Raw genomic sequence first — 23996 nt, forward strand, 5'->3', positions numbered from 1 at the left:
GATGACTAATTTAAGGCAGTCTTTTGAATAATAAAATTTATATGATGATCTCTATTAAATGTATTAATTTTGAAACGTGAAAAAGCTAATATTCATTATACCAATTATCATTTTACTTTACGGCTGTAAGGATGGAAATATTCCCTCAGGGGTCTTGGATGAAGACAAAATGGTCAGTGTTTTGATCGATATCCACCTTGCAGAAGGGTTTGCGAGCACCTTCCCAATCAATTATGATTCTTCAAGGACTATTTACCCTATGTTGGAAACAGATGTTTTCAGGAAACATAATGTCTCTGACACAGTTTTCCACGAGAGTTTGGAGTTTTATTTGGCCCATCCTAGAAAGATAGATAGGATTTATGCCAGAGCAATAGATTCCCTTAATGTAATAGAAAAAATAGGAAATACGAAAGAGACGGATGATTTACCCCAATAGTGTAGAAGACAAAATTAATTTTGATAAAATTAAAGAATTGATCAAAGCGGAGTGTAATAGCTCCCTTGGTGTCGATTTTGTAGATAAAATGAATTTTTCAAAAGACTTGAGGCTTATCACAAGACTTTTGGATCAGACAGAAGAGTTTAGGCAGATTTTGGTTTCTGGGGAGTCATTTCCATCATCGAATTTTACCAACATCTATCCCTATCTGGAAAAAGCAAAAATAGAAGGTACTTTTTTGTATGAAGATGACTTCCACGAAATCAAGCTTTCTTTGATGACTCTTAGTGGTTGCGTTGCATTTTTTAACAAGTTTTCTGAAGAGTATCCCAATTTGCATCAACTACTGGGCTTGGTAAGTCTAGATCAGACTTTACTGAAAGCTATTGAAAGAATCATTGATGAAAAAGGGAAAATCAGAAACAATGCATCAAAGGATTTGTCTTTGATCAGGTCGCAGATTATTTATGAAGAAAGCAGATTGAGAAAAGTCCTTGACAGGATTTTTAGGGAGGCAAAAGCCCAAGGTTTGACACCAGATGATGCTTCAGTGACTATAAGGGGAGGGAGAATGGTTATTCCTGTGTTGGCAGAGAATAAAAGGAAGATCAAAGGCTTTATCCACGACGAATCAGCAACTGGTCAGACGGTATTCCTAGAGCCTGCAGAGGTTTTGGATATAAACAATGAACTGAAAGACCTCGAGTATATGGAGCGTCGGGAAATTCAGAAAATCCTTACGCAACTTACTGATCTCCTTAGAGGATATATTCCGGAATTGAGAAAAGCTTATCAATTTTTGGGTTTGGTCGATTTTATCCGCGCCAAAGCCAAATTCGCTGTTAAAACCTATTCCTCACGTCCAATACTCGAGAAACAAAGACAGATAGAGTGGTACAATGCTACTCATCCTCTATTGCAATTTGCTCTGAAGCAACAGGGAAAGCAGGTGATACCACTGAATATTCAACTTGACCACAATAGAAGGTTGCTGGTAATATCAGGACCAAATGCGGGAGGTAAATCCGTGACGCTTAAGACTGTCGCAATGATTCAGTACATGCTTCAATGTGGTTTGCTTGTGCCCGTAGATTCCCATTCAAAGTGTAGTATTTTTGATCACTTTTTTATCGATATTGGAGATGAACAAAACATTGAAAATGATCTGAGTACATACAGTTCTCATTTGATGAGTATGAAGTATTTCACGCAGTTTGCGGACAAAAAGACGATATTATTTATTGATGAATTTGGTACAGGTACCGAACCGCAATTTGGGGCAGCTATTGCTGAAGGTATTTTGCTTTCTTTAAATAAGTTAGGGGCTTATGGTGTGATTACTACCCATTATGGAAACTTGAAGGAAATAGCTTCCAAAAATCAGGGCCTCGTCAATGGAGCAATGCGCTATGATGTCGATAAGTTGGAACCGCTTTACCAACTAGAGATTGGTAAGCCTGGAAGTTCTTTTGCTTTGGAAATAGCTTCGAAGATTGGTATTTCCAAAGAGATCATCAACTATGCAAAGGAAAATATTGGCGAGGAGCGAGTACGATATGATAAAATGCTCAACAAGCTGGAAAATGAAAAAGTCAGGTATGAGCAGTTGATCAATGAAAATGCCAAAAAAGAGCGTCTTCTTGATATCAGAATGAAGGAGTACAATTCTCTGAAAGAAACGATAGATTCTAACAAGAAACAATATATCCAAGAAGCCAAGAATGAAGCCAAGCAGCTTTTGGATGAGGTAAACAAAAAGATAGAAACCACTATCAGGTCAATCAAAGAAAATAAAGCTGACAAAGAAGCTACTAAGAAGCTAAGGGCGGATTTGGAGTCGTTCAAATCTAAGATCAAGCCTGAAAAGGTTTTTGAAAAAGCACCGGAAATCAAGGTTATAGATGGGGAGATTGTAGTGGGAGATTTTGTAAGACTGAAGGATAACGGAGCTGTAGCTGAGGTGCTTGCAATTAAAAATAAAGACATCGAAATAAGTATTGGGGATTTGAAATCCAATGTGAAAATCAAGCGTCTAGAGCGGATTTCGAGTACGGAAATGAAGAAAGAGAAAAAGTCTTTTGCCAAAAGAACTGGATTCGATACTAATGCCAAAATGATGGATTTTTCTCCAAACTTGGATATCAGAGGAAAAAGGGGAGAAGAGATCCTTCCTTTGGTTCAGAATTTTATTGATGACGGCTATATGTTGGGAATGAAGGATCTGAGGATTGTTCATGGAAAAGGTGATGGGATCCTGAAAGATATTACAAGAAACATCCTGAAAAACATGAATCAAGTAGCAAAAGTATCAGATGAACATGCCGACCGTGGAGGTTCAGGTGTTACATTGGTTGAGATGAAAGCTTAGGTTTGCTTAGTTTTTTTTCTATTTGAGAAAAAAAGGGGTTGGGTATCGTAAGAATCCCAACCCTTTTTTTGATGCTTTATATTGTATCGTTCTTACTGTTTACGCTTGAGGTTAAACCTATAGCTCCCAGCCAGAGCTGCTCCTTGGTTTCCTTTGTTTTCGGCTCCAGGTGCTACGATGCTGAATGCTAATACTAGGTCGTTTACTGTAGGTTTGGTGTGGGATATTTCAGGTCCTGATGCAGGTCTGGTTCCTGCCAAGGTGATTTTGGTTAGGTCGCTTGCTACAAAATTCCAGTTTCCTGAGCTGTCAAAGAGATCACCACCATTGCTGACAGAATAAGTTTTACTGTTTTGGTTGGCAGAAAAAGTAATTTCAAAATTTTGGTAAATGTTAGTCTCTGATCTTCCATCCCTAACTACTTGACCTCCGCCAGCCACTGTCCATGTAGTAGAAGATTCCCCCGCTAGAGATTCTATTGCAAGTTCTTCAGGAGTTTTGGAAGGGGCTGGATCATCATTTTTTTTGCAGCTTAATAGAACTAATCCAATGCCTGAAACAAGAAGAAGCTTTATAAAGAATTTATTCATAATAGGGTTTTATTAATTGTCAATCGTAAATTTAATGATATCCTCTAATTATCAAAGGTTTTGCTTCAGCTTATAGTCTTCAATGTTAATTATATTTTCACAGGATTGATATTCTCGTGGGTCGTTTGAACAAATTACCAGCGTTCTGTTGAGCCCGAATCTCTGAATCAAATCCAAATACCAATCGACTCCTTTTTGATCTAAGTTGGAAGTAGGTTCATCCAATAGAATTAGAGGTACTTGAGAAAAAAAGCAAAGACCAAGCTTAAGCCGTTGTTTCATTCCTGAAGAAAATTGATTTATTGGTTTGTTTTCATGACCGATTAAATACATTTCTTCAATCATTTTTTCGAAAGAAAACCCTGAAATAGCATTTTTGAATTTAAAGTGAAATTTCAAAAGCTCCACGAGTGAAAATTCTTCCGGCAATTCCAGATAAGGTGCGGAAATCGTAAGATAATTGTATACTTCTTCTGCCGTTATTTTTCTTTTTTCAAAAAAGTAGGACAAAGAGCCCTCTGTGACAGGACTCAAACCCGCAATTGCTTTTATCAATGTTGATTTTCCTGAACCATTGCTTCCGGTGATAGCAAGTTTTGATGCCGCAGGGACAGTTAAGCTTAGATTTCTGAAAATCCATTCATACTGAAATCTTTTAGCGGCATTTTCAAGCTTGATCTCAATCATGAATTAGTTGATGTAACCTTTCATGACACCTCTTTCCGATGAGCGAATAAAGTTTACAATCTCGTCTCTTTCTTTTGTTGCTGGAAGGTTCACTTCGATTTCTTCAAGCGCACGGCTATTGTTGAGGCTGTTTAAGAATAAAAATCTATAAACATCTTGAATATGACTGATCGTTTCGCTTGAGAATCCTCTTCTTCTAAGTCCTAGACTGTTTACTCCAGCATAGCTAAGCGGTTCTCTAGCTGCTTTTGTAAACGGAGGTACGTCTTTTCTCACCAATGATCCACCTGAAATCATAGAGTGCATTCCAACTTTTACAAACTGATGTATAGCGCTGCTTCCACCAATTATTGCCCAATCGTCAACAATGACATGTCCGGCTACTTGGACAGAATTTGCGATGATGACATTGTTACCTACAATGCAATCATGTGCGATGTGTACATAAGCCATTAGAAGACAGTTACTTCCGATTTTTGTGGTTTTTTTATCGATAGTGCCTCTGCTAATTGTAACACATTCCCTGATAGTAGTATTGTCACCAATTTCTACAAGTGTTTCCTCTCCTTGAAATTTCAAGTCTTGAGGAATGGCTGAGATTACAGCACCAGGAAAAATTTTGCAGTTTTTACCGATTCGAGCTCCTGGAAAAATCGTAACGTTCGATCCGATCCAAGTACCTTCTCCGATGACCACATCTTCGTGTATCATGGTAAAAGGATCGATTTGTACGCCTTCTCCGATTGCAGCGCTCTCGTTAATATGGGATAAATTGCTGATCATGATTCTTTTCTAACAATACTTGCAGTCATAACGGCCTCACATACCAATGTGTTGCCCACATAGGCTTCGCCTTTCATTTTTGCTATACCTCTTCTGATTGGTGCAAGTAATTCACATTTGAATACCAAGGTGTCACCAGGGACAACCATTTTTCTAAATTTACAGTTCTCTATTCCTAAAAAATAAGTCCAATAATTTTCAGGGTCTTCAACTGTACTCAAAACCAAAATTCCACCTGTTTGCGCCATAGCTTCCACTTGTAAAACTCCTGGCATTACAGGATTGGCAGGAAAGTGACCCATAAAGAATGGTTCATTGATGGTAACATTTTTAACTCCAGCAACTACAGTTTCGTCCAAATATATAACTTTATCAAGCAATTGGAAAGGATATCTATGTGGTAAGATGTTGCTTATCTGTGCAATATCCATTACTGGAGGTAGCTTTGGATCGTAATGTGGAATATGGCTTGGGCCAGCTTTTTCCATTGCTCTTTTTAGCTTTTTTGCGAAGGCTACATTGGCAGCGTGTCCAGGTCTAGCGGCAAGAATTTGGGCTTTGATCGGTCTGCCTACCAAGGCCAAGTCTCCTACAACATCCAAGAGTTTGTGTCTTGCAGGTTCGTTTTTGTACCTTAATTCGACATTGTTGAGAATCCCTTCTTTTCTGACTTCGACTTTTTGTTTGTTAAACATTTTTGCCAAATGTTCCAATTCTTTTTCCTCTACAACTCTATCTACAACGACAATTGCGTTGTTCAGATCACCTCCTTTTATCAGGTTTTGATTATAAAGCATTTCCAATTCATGCAAGAAGCAAAAAGTCCTACAAGAAGCAATTTCCGTCCGGAATTGGCTGATGTCTGTGATAGAAGCGTGTTGAGACCCAAGCACAGGTGAATTATAATCCACCATTACTGTCACTCTATAGTCATCCAACGGCAAAGCTGCCATTTCTACTTCTCTGGATGCATCTCTGTAAGTAATGCTCTCAGGAACTTCAAAAAATCTTCTTAGTGCATTTTGCTCTTCAAAACCAGCACTATCCAATATTTCAATAAACTGAATAGAAGAACCATCCATAATTGGGGGTTCTGGACCATCTAATTGAATCAATATATTATCAATCTCCAATCCTACCAGTGCAGCCAAAACATGTTCGACAGTGAATACTCTCGCTCCACTTTGTTCTAAAGTAGTACCTCTTGATACATCCACTACATTGTCCACATCTGCATCGATGGTAGGCATACCTTCGATATCGATTCTCTGGAATTTATAACCGTGATTTGGAGGTGCTGGTAAAAAAGTCATGTTTGAAATCACTCCGGTGTGGAGACCAACACCAGATACGGTGACTTGTTTTTTAATTGTATGTTGTTTTACCCTCATAGGTATTTGACTCTTTCTTGAATGTTTGCGTGCGTAAATTTATTGTTTTTTTTCCAGTTCTCTCAATCTGTCTTGGAGTATGGGTAGATTTTTGAAAATTGCATAGGATTTTAAGAATAATTTCAAGTCAAATCCCATGTATCCCAATATAGTTTGACCAGGTTCGACAATCGATTTACTTATGCCTGTATTTGCTCCAATGGTAGTTTTGTCTGCTATTTTCAAATGTCCTACGATTCCTGCTTTTCCTGCAATCACACAGTTTTTTCCGATTTCAGTAGAACCGGAAATTCCTGCCTGAGCAGCCACTACCGTATTCTCCCCAATTACCACATTGTGGGCGATTTGTACTTGGTTGTCTATTTTGGCTCCTTTTCGGATAATGGTAGAGCCCATGGTAGCACGATCTACTGTACTGTTAGCTCCAATACTAACATGATCTTCAATGATTACATTTCCTATCTGCGGAATAGCTTTATAAGTTCCGTCTTCCAGGGGAGCAAAGCCAAACCCGTCTGACCCTATGACCACACCGGAATGAAACTCACAAAATGAACCAATCACTACATCATTGGCAATCTTTACCCCCGGATGAAGAATGCAATTATCTCCAATTGAGACATTATCGCCTATGGTTACATTTGGATATATTTTTACAGAATTGCCTATTTTACTGTTTTTACCAATGTAAGAAAATGCCCCTCTATAAAAATTAGTCCCAATGCTACTGCTAGGATCTATAAAAGATGGTTCCTCTATTCCCGACTTGCTGTTTTTGGTGAATTGGGCATAAGCTTCCAAGATTTGGGTGAATCCAGCGTATGCGTCCTTTACCCTAATCAGCGTTGTCTTTAGATTTTTTCGTGCTTGAAAATTTTCCGAAACGATCACACCTGAAGCTTCAGTTTCATATATGAATTGTTCGTATTTTTCATTGGATAGAAAGCTGATTCCTCCAGGTTTTCCTTCTTGAATTTTGTCCAATCTATTAACTACTATAGATCCATCACCTTCCACCTTTCCGTTCAGAAGCGATGCAACCTGATCTAGTGTAAATTCCATCATGAATTATATTGTGTGGTTACAAAGTTAAGTTTTTAGCACGACAAGCATAATGTTTTTTGACTATTTTACTCATTGCTTTAATGTTTGGTAAGTCTGCCGCTTGGGCAACATCTATTATTTCTCCTTTTTTAGTCAAAATATGGATGCGTTCTTTTGCAAGGTATGCATTGTTGCTGATCGACCCATGGGAAAAAAAGTACTTCATATCTTCTTCAGAAACTTGGAGTTTGGTTCTTGTTTTTTCTTTCATAGAATTGAGTTCCTCTTCAGAAAACTCCACATTGCTGAGGTTTATTTTGTAGAGGTTTCTTGCGAGAAACATCTGTGAAATATTCCTCAAGATATAGTCTGAGTCTTTTTTCCAAAATTTGATAGATCCCCAAATGTCATAATCATCGAGCTCAAGGAATGTTCTTACCAATGTTTCCGATTTTTGAAAATCATCTATTGAAAAATTATTTTCAAGAAAAAACAAAAACTCGTCGGTTGCAAATAGGCTAGTTCCTGACTGCCTCAGATCTTTTGCTCTTGAGATTAAGTTGATCAACATCTTTTCAGCACTTACAGTAGTCTTGTGCAAATATACTTGCCAATACATCAGTCTTCTGGCACTCAAGAAATTTTCAATGCTATAAAGTCCTTTTTCTTCCACCACCAACTGATCGTCTTTGATGGCCATCATTTTGATGATTCTATCGGCGCCAATAGTACCCTCAGAGACTCCTGTGAAGAAGCAATCCCGCTGAAGGTAGTCAAGTCTATCTATATCAAGTTGACTGGAAACTAGCTGATGAAAAAATTTTCTTTCATAATGATTCTTAAAAATTCTTAACGCAAGATCTAATTGGCCGTTTAATTGTTTATTCATTATATCAATCACCAGCAGCGACAAAGATTCATGCGGTACATCCTTGAGAAGACTAAACTCTAAAGCATGGGAAAAGGGGCCATGTCCTATGTCATGAAGTAGAATAGCAATCAAAGCTGCTTCATATTCTTGATCGCTAATTTCATTACCTTTATTACGAAGATTATCTAAAGTGATACTCATCAAGTGCATTGCCCCAATAGCATGATGGAATCTGGTATGAAGTGCCCCGGGATAGACAAAATCTGTCAAACCTAGCTGCTTGATACGCCGTAACCTCTGGAAGTAAGGGTGATCAATGATTGTAAAAATCAATTCACTTGGAATTGTAATGAATCCATAAACTGGATCATTTAATATTTTGTGGCTTTTCAATGTCTTTGACATTTGATTGGTTTCAAAAGTAATTATAATTTTAACAGAAGTAAACCAAACATTATGCAAAATTCTAAAATCCTTTGGGCTGACGACGAAATAGATCTATTGAAACCACATATTCTTTTCCTAAAGCAAAAAGGCTATGAAATAACCACTGTCAATAGTGGGGTAGATGCGATCGAGCAAGTAGAACAAGAAAATTATGATGTGATCTTTCTGGATGAAATGATGCCTGGAATGACTGGGCTAGAGACATTGCAGCAGATAAAGATGATCAAACCCCAAATTCCAGTGGTAATGATCACCAAAAGTGAAGAAGAGCATATCATGGATGATGCTATTGGAGGGAAAATCGCAGATTATCTGATCAAGCCTATCAATCCAAATCAGATTTTGCTATCTGTGAAAAAAATACTACAGAATAAACAGCTGATTTCCGAAAAGACAAACCTCTCTTACAGACAGGATTTTATGAATATCAGCATGGCTTGTAGCGACGCTTCTACCCATCAAGAGTGGACAGAGATTTATAAAAAACTCACCTATTGGGAGCTCGAAATCGATAAGACAGAGAATAAAAGCATGCGAGAGATTTTAGATTCCCAAAAAGTAGAGGCTAATGCATCCTTCGCAAAGTTTATCAAAAACAACTATATAGATTGGCTAAATGATTCTAAGGCGGATAGACCGATTTTATCTCCAAATTTGATGAAAGAAAAAGTATTCCCGCATCTCAAAGAAGGAAAGCCTTTGTTTTTTATCGTAATTGACAATCTACGTCTGGATCAATGGGAAGTGTTGGAGCCTCTTGTGAACCAATATTTCAATACAAAAGAGGATGATACTTATTATAGTATTTTGCCTACTACCACAGCATTCTCCAGAAATGCGCTTTTCAGTGGGATGATGCCTTCTGATATGGCTAGATTCCATCCTGACCTTTGGGAGGGTGAGGATACAGACGAGGGGAAAAACAATAAAGAAGAAGAGTTTTTGGCCGAAAACCTGCATAAAAACAGGCTCAATATCCGCTACAGCTATCATAAAATTCTCCAAGCTTATCAAGGCAAAAACCTTGTAGATCAATTCCACAACTTGTTGAATAATGACCTCAACGTTTTGGTGTTTAACTTTGTCGATATGATGTCACATGCAAGAACCGACATGAAAATGATCAGAGAACTTGCTCCAGATGAATCAGCCTATAGATCACTGACCAAAAGTTGGTTTGAACATTCATCTCTATTTGAGATGTTTAAGAGAATCAGTGCTGCTGGAGCTGAACTGATCGTGACTACTGATCATGGTACCAAGAGAGTGAATAAACCTTACAAAATCATAGGTGACAAAAATGTCACTACTAATCTCAGGTATAAGCAAGGAAAGAATCTCAACTTCGAAAGTGGGAAGGTTTTTGAGATAAATAAACCTGAAGATGCTAAACTTCCAAGATTTAATGTGTCAACAAGTTATGTTTTTGCCGTAGAAGATTATTTCTTTGCATATCCAAACAATTACAATTATTATGTAAATTACTACAAAGACACTTTTCAGCATGGAGGAGTATCTTTGGAGGAAATCATAATACCTGTAGTACATCTATTACCAAAGAATTAAGCTATTGAAGAAAATCCATTTTGAACATTTAGGACAGATCGAACAAGTCGCCAAAGAAATAGCAGATTATTGTAGTGAAGAAAAAATCTGGGTGTTTAAAGGTGACATGGGTGCAGGAAAGACGACTTTGATAAAATCCATAGCCAAAAATTTTGGTGTGAAGGATATAGTATCAAGCCCTACCTTTTCAATAGTCAATGAGTATGTCAATGATTCCCAAGAAAAATTTTATCATTTTGACTTTTACAGAATCGAAGATCAAGAGGAAGTTTTGGAAATTGGGATTGATGAATATTTCTATGGAGGATCATATTGCTGGATAGAATGGGCTGAAAAAATCCCAGCGTTTATTCCAGATACCTTTATGTATATCATTGTAGATGTAGATAATGTTGGTGTGAGAGAAATTAGTGTTTCGAAAATCGTAAATGGCATGCAGCATGGTTAGCATTACCGAATCTGTAGAGCTTCTTCCAAAGGAGGCGTCTGAGCAAGTGAAAAAAGGAAAAGGGGGGTTCAATATCGGGATTCCCAAAGAGACAGATGATCAAGAAAAACGTGTACTTCTGACGCCTGAGGCCGTCCGTCTTTTGACCAACAATGGTTTGAAGGTGGTGGTAGAATCAGAAGCTGGAAAGCAGTCAAAATTTACCGATAAGGAATATTCTGACGCAGGAGCAAAAGTAGTCTATTCTCCCAAAGAGGCTTTAGAAACAGAAGTGGTTCTAAAAGTGGAGCCTCCTACGATAGAAGAAATAAATCATATGCTTCCGGGGGCATGTCTTATCTCTGCGCTTCAGATCGGAAGACAAAATGCAGAATACATCCACGCGCTCAATGCAAAAAGAATCACTGCAGTATCTTTTGAAAACCTCGAAGACAAAGTGGGAGGGATGCCAGTGGTAAGAGCAATGAGTGAGATTGCTGGAAGTACTGTGATGTTGATTGCATCAGAATATTTGAGTAGTGTCAGCCATGGTAAGGGCTTGATTTTGGGGGGAGTCACTGGAGTTCCTCCAACTCAAGTTGTGATCATAGGTGCTGGCACTGTTGCAGAATATGCAGCAAGAACTGCATTGGGTCTTGGGGCAAACATCAAAGTATTTGACAACCATATTTACAAGCTGAGAAGAGTAAAGCAACTACTAGGTCAGCAAGTGTTTACTTCTACGATTGATAATATTACCTTGGCTCAAGCACTGAAGGAGGCAGATGTCGTGATAGGGGCATTACGGGCAGAAAAAGGTAGGAATAAAATAGTGGTAACAGAGGAAATGATAGCAGCAATGATGCCTGGAAGTGTCGTAATCGATGTGAGTATTGATCAAGGAGGTTGTATTGAGACAGCAGAGATGACATCACATTCCAAACCTACTTACTTGAAGCATGATATTATTCATTATTGTGTACCAAACATCGCATCAAGGGTTTCGAGAACTGCTTCCGTAGCATTGAGCAATATTTTTACGCCGATTCTGCTGCAAATGTCAGATTTGAAAGGGGCTGAAGAGATGATATTCAATTACAAGTGGTTTATGAAGGGTGTTTATACTTATCGTGGAAGCTTAACAAATGCCCATTTGGCTAGAAAATTCTTGATGACCCACAAGGAACTTCAGCTGTTATTGGCAGCTAGGTATTAGGAAAGTAGATTTTGTCGAAGTAAAAATTCCAGTTGATCATTGGCTTTAATCAAGTCATCGGTCAACTTTTTATTTTCATTTCGAAGAGAATATACTTCAAAGGCGTTTTTGATGACTGTTCGAAGGTAGTCTTCTTCCCAAGGTTTGGTCAGATAATGATAAACCTGCCCTTTGTTGATAGCATCTATTACAGCCTGAATATCTGTATATCCAGTCAAAAGAATCCTAATCGGATCAGGATAAAGTGGAATAATTGACTCTAGGAATTCTACGCCAGTTTCTTCAGGCATTCGTTGGTCAGTGATGATAATATCTACTGTCTGAGTCAAGAGCAGGTCTCTAGCTTCTTGTGCGGATATAGCAATAAACACTTTGTAATCTCTTCTGAACGTCGCTTTGAATGCTTGAAGATTATTTTCCTCATCATCTACATACAGTATTTTTATTTTTTCTTTTTGCTGATCAGACATTTGTTTCTTTGTTTATGAGAATATAAGTAAAATAAAATTCGAGAAACTGTTTTTGGAAAGTGGTTTTTTTCTTGCTTTAGAAATCAGTTTTCTATTAATTTTTCTGCTTAAAATTCTGTTTATTGCCCTCGATATTATCAAATATCTAAATAAAATTCATTTCTGTGAATATTTTTTTCTTTTTTAATATGAATCTTGAATCAAAAATATAACTTTACCAGTATCTATCACCCCATATTTACGATAATGAGCTACATTAAAGATCTTGATTTCACCCATCAAATTGAAGCTTTAATCTTAAATCCCCAAAAAGTCAGTGAATTTCAACTTTTGCAAAAGATAAAGGAATTACCGTTTATTTCAATTATCGATGAAATTGACAGTCAAGTTTCTGAGTTGATAAAACTGAAAAACCCTTCTGTAAAATTTCAGTCCACTGAGTTGGCTGAGCAAGTTGAAACTTTTTTTGAGGAAATTGATAAAGAAAAGTTTGGTGTCTGGGTATATTATTCTTGGAAAAATGCTTTAGTGCATTTGCTTCCAGAAGAGGATTTTATAACAGTAAGGACAATCAGAAACAAATTCAAAATCACAGATGAAGAGCAAAGCGCTTTGGCAACAAAAAAAATTGGCATAATAGGACTTTCTGTAGGCCAAAGTGTAGCGATCAGCTTAGCTATGGAGCGGTCATTTGGTGAGCTAAGAATTGCTGATTTTGATACCCTAGAACTTGGTAATATGAATCGTCTAAGGACGAGTGTCCTCAATCTTGGGGTGTCCAAAACAACTTTGGTGAAGCGTGAAATAGCAGAGATTGATCCTTTTCTAAAAGTAAAGGTTTATGATGAAGGATTAACAGATGGAAACATTGAGTCTTTTTTTACAGAAGATGGAAATCTTGATTTGGTAGTAGAGGAATGTGACAATATCAAAGTGAAGATAGAAGTACGAATCAAAGCAAGGGAGTTGGGCATACCGGTCATCATGGATACAAGTGATAGAGGTTTGATCGATATAGAAAGGTTTGATTTGGAAACAGACCGTCCGATTTTTCATGGACTTCTTTCGGGTTTTGGTTCTGAAAATGATTTGTTAGAAAATTTGAATTCCTCAAAAACTGAAATTCTAATGTCGATTTTAGACTATGAAAAAATTTCAGTTAGAGGCAAAAACAGTTTGTCCGAATTGGGAAAATCAATTACAAGCTGGCCCCAGCTAGGTACTTCTGTTATCATGGGAGGAGCTATGTGTGCACATTTTGCAAGAAAAATACTAACAACTCAAGAAGTCAATTCTGGAAGAGCCTACATTGATTTGGATCTATACTTCAATAACAAAAATGAAAGTAAAAATTAGGGTTGTGAGAGCAATCTCCTCTCCTGAGGAAACGGAAAAATATGTAAGTGGACATTTCAAGGTTTTGGAATCATATGGGGTCACCAAAGTCACATCTGCTGATAGGTCATGGATGAATAATCCAAATGTTTACCTTCTTTTAGTAGAATCCGAAGATGGCGAAAGGATGCTAGGTGGCGGAAGGGTACAGTTGCGGAGTGCAGGTTTTCCTTTGCCACTCGAAGGAGCTATTTTTGAAAAAGATAGCAGGATAGTATCTTACATGGAAAGGTTCGAGGACTTGAAAGTTGCCGAGTATTGCGGTCTTTGGAATTCAAAAGAAGTTTCAGGATATGGGATTGGGAGTATTTATTTGATCAGAATAGGAGTGGCATTGACTTCCTTTTTGGATTTAAACTGTTTAATGGCTTTTTGCTCGCCATTTACAGTTGCCAATTCTCAGTCAGTAGGTCTGAGGATTATAGAGGAGCTCGGTGATAATGGTACTTTTTTGTATCCTAAAGAGGGACTTGTAGCTACCATAATGGAAGTGGAAAATGTCAGGACACTCGAGAGGGCAAATCCGGAGGAAAAGGATTTTATTTTTGATTTGAGAAAAAACCCAAAACAAACAAAGTTCCTTACCAGCAAAATGGGAGAAATGGAAGTTGAATTTGATTTGAATTTAGAAAAACTATGATCAAAAGTTGGACAAATAAACAGCCTCTCGTAATAGGATTGACTGTCATCATATTTATTTTTTTACCCGTCATGGCATTTCTGGCATCCATAGGTGATATGGATACATTTGAAATCAAGGAATACTACATTTTCAAAAACAGAGAGTTTTTGGGTGATGGAGAAAAAATCACCGTAAATTCTAATGCGCTAGGTCTGGGGTTTGTGGAAGAAGCCTATTTGGGATTCAGGATAGACGATGCTTTCGAACTAGGAGAAAATCTAGCCTTGGAATTAAAGAACCCAACTTTCAGAGAAGTGGTCTTATACCAAAAAACTGACAATGGATTGCTCGAAGAACTAGGTCGCGCAGGCACAAACTATGGACGGACAAATATTTTTTCTAATCCTAATCCACTTTTCAATATAAATAAGTCCGGAGTAAAGCAGGAGTTGTTTATTTCGATCAAAAGTAATGAGCCCATCAATGTTGAAATTTCCTTAGCCGAATACAGCCTTTTCCATTTTGTTTACAATCAAAGAACGCTTATTATAAGTTCTTACATGGGGGTGATGTTTGCTTTGTTTCTATATAATTTCATTCTTTTTTTTCTCATACGCGACAAAACATATTTCTTATACTCGATTTATATCTTGTTTATAGCATTGGCTCAGACTTCATTGTTGGGTTATTCTTACTACTACTTTTTGAACCAAAATTCTTATTTATATGAATTAAGTATAATCGGATTTTCTGCTATTTCTGGAATGGCGGGGATTTCTTTTATGAGGATGTTCCTTAAGACTCGTGAGTTTACTCCTTTTTTAGATAAGTTATTGATTTTGAATATTTTTGTATATGGCGCTTCTTTCCTATTGAGGATCTTTGGTTTCATCAGGCTAAGCTATACTTTCACGGATGTGTCAGGTTTGATGGTGATAGTACTTTTTGTTTTTTCGGCTAGTATTATAGCACGAAAAGGATACAGGCCTGCAGTCTATTTTATAATAGGATGGCTGTTTTTTTTTATAGGACTATTGGTTTTTATTTTGCAAACCAATGGATTGATTGAGTTCAATGCACCACCAAACTTCCCAATGTTGGTAGGGACAGCAATGGAGGCTATATTGCTTTCTCTTGCATTGGCAGAGAAAATAAACATTCTAAAAAAAGAAAAAGAAGGTGAACAAGCCGAAAAGTTGAGAGTTCTTAAAGAGAATGAAAGCCTGATCCTAAAGCAAAATGAAATGCTTGAGTCAAAAGTAAAAGTAAGGACTGAAGAACTAGAAGAGACCTTGAGGCATCTTCAAAATACCCAGACTCAATTGGTAAATCAAGAGAAAATGGCATCTTTGGGTCAATTGACAGCAGGGATTGCCCATGAAATCAATAATCCGATCAATTTTGTCAGTTCTAATATTTCCCCACTAAAAAGAGATATAAAAGACCTTATGGAAATAGTGGAAATGTACAGAGAGAAAGGAGGTTTACATTTCACAGAAGACACAAAGAAAGAAATCCAAGCGCTGGAAGAAGAGTTGGAGCTTGAATACATTCTTGACGAAATCGACCAATTACTAAAGGGAATGGATGATGGCGCCAAGCGAACGGTTGAAATTGTGAAAGGTTTAAGACTTTTTTCGCGCGTAGATGAACAAGATGTGAAAAAAGTCGATATTCATGACGGGATTAATAGTACATTAGTGTTATTGAACAGTTCCATGTCAGGCAAGATAAAAATAGTGAGGGATTTTGGTGAAATTCCAAAGGTAGAATGTCTTGCAGGAAAGATTAATCAAGTGTTTATGAATATTATTACCAATTCCATACATGCATTGACTGATTATTTGGCAGAAAACCCTTCCCCAGAAATCTTAATCAAAACAAGCCAAATTGATGAATTTGTCAAAATTGAAATTGGAGATAATGGACCAGGAATGCCCAAATCGGTAAAGGAAAGAATTTTTGAACCCTTTTTTACCACAAAAGCTGTAGGTAAAGGTACCGGACTAGGACTGTCAATTGTTTATACTATTATAGAAAACCATAATGGTACACTGGAAGTAGATACGGCAGTAGGTAAAGGGACTAATTTTATAATAACCTTACCGATTTATCAAAACACTCCACATCATGAATGAAAAAATACGAGTACTTTACATAGATGATGAAGATAATAACTTAAACTCCTTTAAGGCCAGTCTTCGAAAGGATTTTCATATCATTACAGCTATAGATGCAGAGGATGGGTTGAAAATAGCTGAGCTGGAAGAATTGCATGTGGTCATAGCAGACCAAAGGATGCCAGGACTGACAGGAGTAGAATTTTTTGAAAAATTGATGAAAATCAATCCTGATCCTGTCCGGATTTTGTTGACAGGATACTCAGATATTGCCAGTGTAATCGATGCGATCAATAAAGGTGAAGTCTATAGATTTATCGATAAGCCATGGAATCTTGAGCAGATCAAAAATGCTATAAAGAATGCGTCTGAAATATATTTTACCAAAAAAGAATTAAAAGACAAAAATGAAAGATTAAAAAAGGTGTATTCAGAAATGAACCAGTTTGTGTATAGTCTTTCGCATGAATTGAGAGGTCCATTGATGAGTATCTCCGGCGTCTCTAAGCTGGCAAAGACCGAAACAGATGATCAAAACATCTTGGAGTACTTTGATATGATAGATTCAGCGACACTTAGGCTGGATGATTTTATATACAAAATGCTGGATTTTTATCGCTCAACCAAAATAGACACTAAAGCTTCAGAGATTTTCTTTCAAGAAATAATAGACGAACAGCTACTAGAGTACAAAGAAAAATTGGGTCTGGATGATGTCAACATTGAAATCAAAATTGATCAGCAAGAAAAATTCTTTTCCGACGATTCTAAGCTTAGAGTAATTATCAACAACCTCTTTAGCAATGCTTATAAATTTCAAAAAAGTGATGGAGGCGGAAAGTCCATAAAATTGAAAATAACTGTCAAAGACAAATCCGCAATCATAGAGATAGAGGATAACGGCATAGGTATCGAAGAGAAATTCCAAACTGAAGTATTCAACCTCTTTCACAGAGCGACTCAAAGAAACGTAGGCTCAGGACTAGGCTTGTATATGGTCAAAGAGTCTGTGATTCAAATGGGAGGGAAGATAAATCTTGTTTCAAAATTGGATCATGGTACGATCTTTACGATCACTTTGCCTTCTTTGAAACCGTAGTTTTTGATAGAAAGGTCATCAATTTTGTATTTAACCCTAAAAAAAAAACAATAATATCAACAAAATAGAATGATATTACTTTGATAAAAATGAGAATACAAACTAAATTGCGCATCATTAAAAATTCGAACAATAAATAGTTTTTAGATATGATTAATCCATGGCACGATGTGCAAATTGGTAAAGATGCTCCGGAATATGTGATGGGGGTAATCGAAATTCCAAAAGGTAGTAAAGGAAAGTATGAATTGGACAAGAAAACAGGAATGCTTATACTTGATAGGGTTTTGTTTTCGGCAGTTCATTATCCTGCAAATTATGGATTTATACCACAGACCTTCTGCGAGGATCATGATCCTTTGGACATTTTAATTATTTCCCAAATTGATATTCCTTCGATGACATTGGTAAAAGCCAAAGTCATTGGTGTGATGAGAATGGTCGATGGTGGGGAAGCTGATGATAAAATCATCGCAGTAGCAGCAGATGATCAGTCGGTGAATTATATTGAAGATATCGATGAATTACCTCCGCATTTGATGAAGGAAGTACACAGATTCTTTGAGGACTACAAGAAGCTCGAAAGCAAAGAAGTGAAAGTGGAAGATTTCTTAGGTAGAGAAGACGCTTTTAGAATCATCAAAGAAAGTATTGAGCTTTACGATAAAAATTTTAGAACAAAAAGATAATTGATAAGCCTGAATCATTGAAATTCAGGCTTTCATCTTTTAACTTAAACTCAATGAAGGGAACTTTACTTTTTATATTTCTGATTTTTGCAGAATGTGTTTTTGCTCAGGAAACCAAAAGAGGAGATTTTACTTTTTCAGGATACCTAGAAGCGTATTATTCCTACGATTTCAATCAGCCTGAGGATCATTTAAGACCAGATTTTCTTTATAATTTCAAAAAACACAATGAATTTAGTGTCAACCTAGCACTGATTCAAGCTTCTTACCAAGAAGAAAAGCTTAGAACTAATTTAGGTTTGATGTTTGGAAATTACGCACAGTTTAACTTGGCAAATGAACCTCAGTGGGCACAAATGATCTACGAAGCTTCAGTTGGGTTCGAAGTCATGGAAGACCTTTGGGTAGACATAGGGATCATGCCATCTCACATCGGTTTTGAAAGTGCGATTGGTGCAGATTGCTGGCATTTGAGTAGAAGTCTTTTGGCTGAAAATTCCCCTTATTTCCTGACTGGGGCTAGATTTTCTTATAAAGTAAACCCAAAGCTGGACTTGACGCTCTGGCTGACCAACGGCTGGCAAAATGTGCAAAGAACTTCAGGTAATCAGTCTTTGGGGCTTGGTTTGGGCGTGAATTATCGACCAACTGAGAATTTGGAATTAAACTATTCAAATTATTTTGGGAATGATGAAAGACAACCACTGCGACAAGACAGGTTCTTTAATAATTTCTACACCCAGTATGCATTTGGCAAATGGGGAGCTACAGCAGGCGTGGATTATGGAATAGAAGCAACTATTGGTAATAGTGTCAACCATTGGGTAGGTGTCACTGCTTCTCTCAGAAGGGAATTCATTGAAAAAGTCACTCTGGCTGGTAGATTGGAATACTACTCAGACCAAGCTGGTGTGATTTTGAATGAAGGAATGAGAGTTTCTGGATTATCCGCAAATATAGACTATCAAATTCACCCAAGAGGCTTGGTTCGGTTGGAGGCCAGACAATTTATAGGGAAAGAAGCTGTTTTTCAATTGCCAGAAGCAAAGTTTAGCAAAGGAAATACAGCAGTTACGATGTCTTTTTCGGTAAAGTTTTAGTGATTTTTGACTTTTTTAGAAGATGCCTTTTTAGTCAGATAAACAACAAATTCTTCATAATTCACATGTTCATGATTGCTCATGGTAAATGAAGTTTTGTCATCAAAAACAATTGTGACCTGTCTGAATTCTTTTTTGTTTGCGATGACTTTTTCCTCTTCCCAAGCCAAAATTTGTTTCAAATCATAAGTTTTTGATTTTCCTCTAAGGGGTAGTTTAGTGGTTATTTTATCTTTTCCAACGGAAATAAATTTGTATCCAGCCATCATTTTTACCAACAACATCAAAATAACCACTGTTACCAAAGGAGCACAGATAAGGTAAAAAGTTAGTCCAAAACTTCGGGAATAAGTAAAATCGTTTAGAATGTAAATCAATCCGCTCAAAAGGATCAGCAATACAATCGTTAAGGAAAAATAAGTGGATTTCTTTGGTTTACAATGGATCATGTTTCTGATTTCAAAGCGAAGTATCTTTCTTTTGCGAAAGTTACCAATTCTTCGAAAAAGTCACCAAAATGTTCCTTTAAAAATTCATGATTTTCCTCAAGGAATAAATGAGCTGTTTCCATTTTTGAGTCAAAACGTGTCCTCTTTGACAGTCCAGTCATAGCTCTTCGAATGCCATTTAAATTTGAGTAAGAAAGTAACCAGTTATAATGTTTCATGTATTGAAATGCCTTCAGGAAATTTTCAGGAAGAATATCAATATGATCCTCTACGATCGCATAGGTATCTTTAGCAAATACTTCAAGTGGCAAATGGTGGTAATTATTCCAATATTTTCCGAGAAAATAATCAAAATACATGTCTGTAATTACGCTTCCATATCTTCCGTACTGAGGTTTTAATTTTTCTTGAGCATCTTTGACTACAGGGTGTTTATCTGTGAATTTGTCAATTTCCCTATGAAGTAAAATTCCAACAACAATATCTTTTTCATAAATTTCCTCGATTGGGCCTCTGACGAAGTCGCCAATAAAGTTTCCAATGAGTACCTTTGGGTCGCCAAAGGATAAATATGCGTGCGCTAGAAAATTCACTTATTTTGATTTTTGTTTATTTTAGTTTTAACTGTAACGCAATTCAATTGGTTCTAGCTATAAATTAATAATTGATGCACAATATACAGGAAGAATTAAATATATCTTTAAAACTTCTACGACAGGAGTGGGCAGAAGATTTGGAACAGTATAAGAAAAAGTTTTTATATACTTCAATTTCAGATAAAAAAAAGCAAGGTGTCTGTTGGTACCCCTTGCAGATCAAAAAAACTAAGGTAGGACTTGGTGACAGGATAATTTTGGAGCTAGAAAGGTATGACACCAATGATTCTCATGTATTTCAATCTGGTAAGTCGGTTTCTGTATTTTCGAATCAAGAAGGATTCCATGGCCAAGATGCAAGGGTAAATGGTGTGGTAAATTCAGTGCGCAAAGATGTAATGACCATTACACTTCAAAGTGATGATCTTCCAGATTGGTTGAATGATGGAAAGATTGGCGTTGACCTGCTTTTTGATGAGGCAAGTTATAGAGAAATGGAAGCTACCATGAAAGCAGTCATCAAAGCAGATAAGGGAAGACTAGGAGCAATCAAAAATATATTGTTGGGATCCCAAGTGTCATCTTTTTCTGAACGAAAATATTTACCTCAAGAGCAATTGAATCCCGCGCAAAATCAAGCATTAAAATTGATCGATTCTGCTGATGATGTGGCGATCATCCATGGACCTCCCGGTACTGGAAAAACTACTACCTTGATCGCAGCAATCAAATATGCCTTGCATTCCAATAAGCAAATTCTTGTTTGTGCACCAAGTAATGCAGCAGTGGATTTGTTGGTCGAAAAATTATCAGATGATGGTGTTTCTACTTTGAGAATAGGTCATCCGGCGAGAGTGGATGATAAGATTCTTGCTCAAACATTAGATGCGAAGATTTCATTGCATGATAGCTACAAGGATCTGAAAAAGCTGAGGAAATCTGCTGAGGAATATAGAAAGCTTGGAAGAAAGTACAAAAGAAATTTTGGACATGAGGAACGCTTGCAAAGAAAACGAATGCTTGACGAAGCCACCAGAATCAAACTAGATGCTGAAAATCTCGAGAACTACATTATTTATGATGTTTTTCAGTCCACTCAGGTTTTTGCAAGTACTTTGGTTGGTTCTTCAAATCAAGCACTTCGAGGAATGCATTTTCCTTTGGTTTTTATTGATGAGGCAGGTCAAGGATTGGAAGCTGCCACTTGGATTCCCATTCTCAAAGCAGATAAGATTGTGATGGCTGGAGATCATTGCCAATTACCACCTACGATAAAATCTTATGAAGCTGCAAAGGCAGGTTTGAGCGAAACTTTGTTTGAAAAAGTCATCAAAAGACAGCCAGAAGCATCAAAAATGCTGACTATCCAATACAGAATGCCTGAAAAAATCATGGGTTTTTCGAGCAGGATGTTTTACAAAAGCAATTTGGAAGCAGCTGAAAATACTCTTTTTCATTTTTTGTCTCCCGAGGAGCCTGTATTGGAGTTTGTAGATACAGCTGGTTCTGGCTACTTGGAGCATCAGGAAAAAGAATCGCTAAGTACATTGAATGCTGACGAAGCAAAATTCACCTTATACTATTTGGAAAATCTCATCAAAAGAGTTGGAGTGGCCAAAATAAAGATGGAGGGATGGAATATTGGTTTGATATCACCCTACAGAGCGCAAGTCAGGAAGTTTCAGGAATTGATTTTTGATAGCTATGAATATCCTAATCTTAGGTCATTTTCGGAGTTGTTGACAGTAGATTCGATCGATGGATTTCAGGGTCAGGAAAGGGATATTATTTTTATCAGCCTAGTCAGATCCAATGAAAAAGGAGAAATAGGCTTTCTGTCCGACACCAGAAGGATGAATGTAGCTCTGACTCGTGCCAAAAGAAAACTGGTGGTGATTGGAGACAGTTCTACACTTTCCAGCAATGATTTCTACAACTCCTTCTTGACCTATGTCGAAGAGCATGGAGAATACAAGAGTGTTTATGAGTTTATGGAATAGTAGATGTGATACAAGAGATTTGAGACATGAGAAAAAAGATTTGAGACATGAGAAAAGAGATTTGAGACATGAAAAAAAGAGAAAAAAGAATCAAGAAGCATGTAGTTTTCATGCCCTGAAAGGGCACTTGATCTAAGCATCGGGTTCATGACCCGATGTTAAAAAGTTAGGCAGTTGATTGTTTGCCCTGAAAGGGCAATTGAATGTCTATCGGAAATATAGATAAATCAATAGAAAAAGTGTCAACCATTTTCAGGACGAGACAAAGAAAATAACTGTTTTTACGAAATGGTATAAACTATGAAATGCCTTTTTCTTACCAAAAACTTTCGGTACATGAGTTGAATTTCTTCAATTGAAACAAAAAGTATCTTGGTCTTTATTTTTTTTCAGCATAGACATAGCTCAAGTAGCTAAGCACACTGCCAAAAGCATCTGTGGCTTCGGTATAGCCTTTTGGGATTTCTCTTCCTTTCAATTTGGCTAGAAGTAGTCCATATATGGCATTGATACAAATTTGGATTTCATGCCCGACTGGTTTATTTCCTGCTTCTATGATCATTTCGACTATAAAAGGTTTTGCTTTATTATAAATCCCGAAGTATTCCATGTCGCTTTTCAAAAGTGCCCAATGAATCTTTGCCAATTCATCTACAATCGCCTGAATCTCGGAAAGATGACCTGTGGCTGTGATTTTTTCAGATATCATCTGCTCGCAGATATTTGAAAACCAAATGGCCATATCTTCTTTTTCAGAGTCAGAAATTGGGTAATGGGAGATTACATATTGTCTAATATCGAGCATATTGAAATCATAGGCTCTGATCAAATCCTCCATCTGATACATATAAATGATGTATTCAGCTATATTCTGTTCTCTTTTTTTCTCAGCAATGCTTTTCATAAACCTAAATTCTTTCCTTTTTGCAAAGTAAAGGATAAAGAAGGGAAAACTCCAATATTACTAGTTTGTGCTTTAGTGCCCCACTTCTTTTTTCTAAATAAAATTATTCTAGTTCAATTTTAATTAGTTTAATTTCCAAAGGAGGAGTCACTGTCGTGTCACGGAGCGTGAGGGTTTCTTCATCATGTAGGTATTTTAAAGTAGAGACTGTCTCCATGGATTGCCCATTGACTAAATTGTAAAACTTAACGAGGCCATTTTCAAATCTGATAGATCCCCACTTATTGACTGAGAGATCCCTAGATTTTCAGAATTATAATCATAATGATTTGCACGGTTGATTTGATTATCAAGGTTTTCGCTATCATCTGGTTCCGTTGACCATAATACCAACTTATGACCATCCATAATTTCTTCTCCGGCTTCACCTTCTACTTTCTTTTCGACTTCCTGCCAGACACCAACCACTACTTCAATCGGGTCTATAATCAGTATGGGTTCTTCTATTTCATTATTTAGGCAGGAAGTAGTAATTAATGATACAATGAAGACGAATGTTTTTGTTTTAATTTTCATTTTTTTGGTTGTTTTTAGTACGGTGGTCCGGAAAAAGCAAGATGTATTTTTATTACAATTCGTCCAGCTTATCAAAATAATTTGGAGCTAGCTTGCTCCTTAGTAGCGGAATATGCTGTAAATCCACATAAAATTTCCTATTTT

Annotated in this window: 23 protein-coding genes; 12 read left to right on the forward strand and 11 right to left on the reverse strand. The window is 36.9% G+C overall.

What is annotated here, in order from left to right; translation table 11 throughout:
* Positions 1-76 precede the first annotated feature (76 nt).
* Both MM236_RS13200 and MM236_RS13205 read left to right on the forward strand, forming a co-directional pair.
* Complete coding sequence (locus tag MM236_RS13200) at positions 77-439, forward strand: DUF4296 domain-containing protein (RefSeq protein WP_241275458.1); 363 nt, start codon at positions 77-79, stop codon at positions 437-439.
* The gene (locus MM236_RS13205) at positions 423-2810 is read left to right on the forward strand and encodes an endonuclease MutS2 (protein WP_241275459.1); all 2388 of its coding nucleotides are present in this window, start codon (positions 423-425) and stop codon (positions 2808-2810) included. The genes MM236_RS13200 and MM236_RS13205 overlap by 17 nt, the downstream gene beginning before the upstream one ends.
* Before the next feature lie 92 nt (positions 2811-2902).
* On the opposite strand, the gene MM236_RS13210 is transcribed toward MM236_RS13205, so the two are convergent.
* Genes MM236_RS13210 through MM236_RS13235 form a run of 6 tightly spaced genes read right to left on the reverse strand, consistent with a single transcriptional unit; the run spans position 2903 to position 8581 of the window.
* Positions 2903-3400, reverse strand: coding sequence for a hypothetical protein (locus MM236_RS13210; RefSeq protein WP_241275460.1), 498 nt, complete (start codon positions 3398-3400; stop codon positions 2903-2905).
* A gap of 51 nt (positions 3401-3451) precedes the next feature.
* A complete protein-coding gene (locus MM236_RS13215) occupies positions 3452-4087 on the reverse strand; it encodes an ABC transporter ATP-binding protein (protein ID WP_241275461.1) in 636 nt (211 codons plus the stop codon).
* 3 nt (positions 4088-4090) lie between these two features.
* Positions 4091-4870, reverse strand: coding sequence for an acyl-ACP--UDP-N-acetylglucosamine O-acyltransferase (gene lpxA, locus MM236_RS13220; protein WP_241275462.1), 780 nt, complete (start codon positions 4868-4870; stop codon positions 4091-4093).
* Positions 4867-6261, reverse strand: a complete 1395-nt coding sequence (locus tag MM236_RS13225; protein ID WP_241275463.1) for a bifunctional UDP-3-O-[3-hydroxymyristoyl] N-acetylglucosamine deacetylase/3-hydroxyacyl-ACP dehydratase — start codon at positions 6259-6261, stop codon at positions 4867-4869. The genes lpxA and MM236_RS13225 overlap by 4 nt, the downstream gene beginning before the upstream one ends.
* Positions 6262-6300: 39 nt before the next feature.
* Positions 6301-7323 (reverse strand): UDP-3-O-(3-hydroxymyristoyl)glucosamine N-acyltransferase, encoded by a 1023-nt coding sequence (gene lpxD / locus MM236_RS13230; protein ID WP_241275543.1) that lies wholly within the window; start codon positions 7321-7323, stop codon positions 6301-6303.
* 19 nt (positions 7324-7342) lie between these two features.
* A complete protein-coding gene (locus tag MM236_RS13235; protein ID WP_241275464.1) occupies positions 7343-8581 on the reverse strand; it encodes an HD domain-containing protein in 1239 nt (412 codons plus the stop codon).
* A gap of 51 nt (positions 8582-8632) precedes the next feature.
* On the opposite strand from MM236_RS13235, the gene porX reads away from it, so the two are divergent.
* Genes porX through MM236_RS13250 form a run of 3 tightly spaced genes read left to right on the forward strand, consistent with a single transcriptional unit; the run spans position 8633 to position 11832 of the window.
* Positions 8633-10189, forward strand: coding sequence for a T9SS response regulator signal transducer PorX (porX, locus tag MM236_RS13240; protein WP_241275465.1), 1557 nt, complete (start codon positions 8633-8635; stop codon positions 10187-10189).
* Between the two features lie 4 nt (positions 10190-10193).
* Positions 10194-10637, forward strand: coding sequence for a tRNA (adenosine(37)-N6)-threonylcarbamoyltransferase complex ATPase subunit type 1 TsaE (tsaE, locus tag MM236_RS13245; RefSeq protein ID WP_241275466.1), 444 nt, complete (start codon positions 10194-10196; stop codon positions 10635-10637).
* Positions 10630-11832 (forward strand): alanine dehydrogenase, encoded by a 1203-nt coding sequence (locus tag MM236_RS13250; RefSeq protein WP_241275467.1) that lies wholly within the window; start codon positions 10630-10632, stop codon positions 11830-11832. Before tsaE ends, MM236_RS13250 begins: the two co-directional genes overlap by 8 nt.
* Here the strand turns inward: MM236_RS13250 and MM236_RS13255 are convergent.
* Complete coding sequence (locus tag MM236_RS13255; protein ID WP_241275468.1) at positions 11829-12302, reverse strand: response regulator; 474 nt, start codon at positions 12300-12302, stop codon at positions 11829-11831. The genes MM236_RS13250 and MM236_RS13255 overlap by 4 nt on opposite strands.
* Positions 12303-12548: 246 nt before the next feature.
* Here MM236_RS13255 and MM236_RS13260 point away from each other — a divergent pair, with 246 nt between their 5' ends.
* The 6 genes from MM236_RS13260 to MM236_RS13285 all read left to right on the forward strand — a co-directional run bounded on the left by MM236_RS13260 (position 12549) and on the right by MM236_RS13285 (position 19327).
* Positions 12549-13658, forward strand: coding sequence for a ThiF family adenylyltransferase (locus MM236_RS13260; protein ID WP_241275469.1), 1110 nt, complete (start codon positions 12549-12551; stop codon positions 13656-13658).
* A complete protein-coding gene (locus MM236_RS13265; RefSeq protein ID WP_241275470.1) occupies positions 13642-14337 on the forward strand; it encodes a hypothetical protein in 696 nt (231 codons plus the stop codon). Before MM236_RS13260 ends, MM236_RS13265 begins: the two co-directional genes overlap by 17 nt.
* Complete coding sequence (locus MM236_RS13270; protein WP_241275471.1) at positions 14334-16457, forward strand: 7TM diverse intracellular signaling domain-containing protein; 2124 nt, start codon at positions 14334-14336, stop codon at positions 16455-16457. Before MM236_RS13265 ends, MM236_RS13270 begins: the two co-directional genes overlap by 4 nt.
* Positions 16450-17538, forward strand: coding sequence for a hybrid sensor histidine kinase/response regulator (locus MM236_RS13275; RefSeq protein WP_241275472.1), 1089 nt, complete (start codon positions 16450-16452; stop codon positions 17536-17538). The genes MM236_RS13270 and MM236_RS13275 overlap by 8 nt, the downstream gene beginning before the upstream one ends.
* Positions 17539-17687: 149 nt before the next feature.
* Positions 17688-18227: an inorganic diphosphatase gene (locus MM236_RS13280; RefSeq protein ID WP_241275473.1), complete on the forward strand. Its 540-nt coding sequence runs from the start codon at positions 17688-17690 to the stop codon at positions 18225-18227.
* Between the two features lie 53 nt (positions 18228-18280).
* Positions 18281-19327, forward strand: a complete 1047-nt coding sequence (locus tag MM236_RS13285) for a porin (RefSeq protein WP_241275474.1) — start codon at positions 18281-18283, stop codon at positions 19325-19327.
* Here MM236_RS13285 and MM236_RS13290 read toward each other — a convergent pair.
* Both MM236_RS13290 and MM236_RS13295 read right to left on the reverse strand, forming a co-directional pair.
* Positions 19324-19776, reverse strand: coding sequence for a hypothetical protein (locus MM236_RS13290; RefSeq protein ID WP_241275475.1), 453 nt, complete (start codon positions 19774-19776; stop codon positions 19324-19326). The genes MM236_RS13285 and MM236_RS13290 overlap by 4 nt on opposite strands.
* Entirely contained in the window at positions 19773-20369 is a 597-nt protein-coding gene (locus MM236_RS13295; protein WP_241275476.1) for an acyl carrier protein phosphodiesterase, read from the reverse strand. Before MM236_RS13295 ends, MM236_RS13290 begins: the two co-directional genes overlap by 4 nt.
* Positions 20370-20443: 74 nt before the next feature.
* Here MM236_RS13295 and MM236_RS13300 point away from each other — a divergent pair, with 74 nt between their 5' ends.
* Positions 20444-22372: an AAA domain-containing protein gene (locus MM236_RS13300; RefSeq protein ID WP_241275477.1), complete on the forward strand. Its 1929-nt coding sequence runs from the start codon at positions 20444-20446 to the stop codon at positions 22370-22372.
* Between the two features lie 379 nt (positions 22373-22751).
* On the opposite strand, the gene MM236_RS13305 is transcribed toward MM236_RS13300, so the two are convergent.
* Both MM236_RS13305 and MM236_RS13310 read right to left on the reverse strand, forming a co-directional pair.
* Positions 22752-23276 (reverse strand): DUF4924 family protein, encoded by a 525-nt coding sequence (locus MM236_RS13305; RefSeq protein WP_241275478.1) that lies wholly within the window; start codon positions 23274-23276, stop codon positions 22752-22754.
* A gap of 231 nt (positions 23277-23507) precedes the next feature.
* Positions 23508-23852 (reverse strand): hypothetical protein, encoded by a 345-nt coding sequence (locus MM236_RS13310; protein WP_241275479.1) that lies wholly within the window; start codon positions 23850-23852, stop codon positions 23508-23510.
* Positions 23853-23996: the final 144 nt, after the last annotated feature.

Origin of the sequence: Belliella calami (assembly GCF_022549695.1) — a bacterium.
In the GTDB taxonomy this organism is placed as follows: Bacteria; Bacteroidota; Bacteroidia; order Cytophagales; family Cyclobacteriaceae; genus Belliella; species Belliella calami.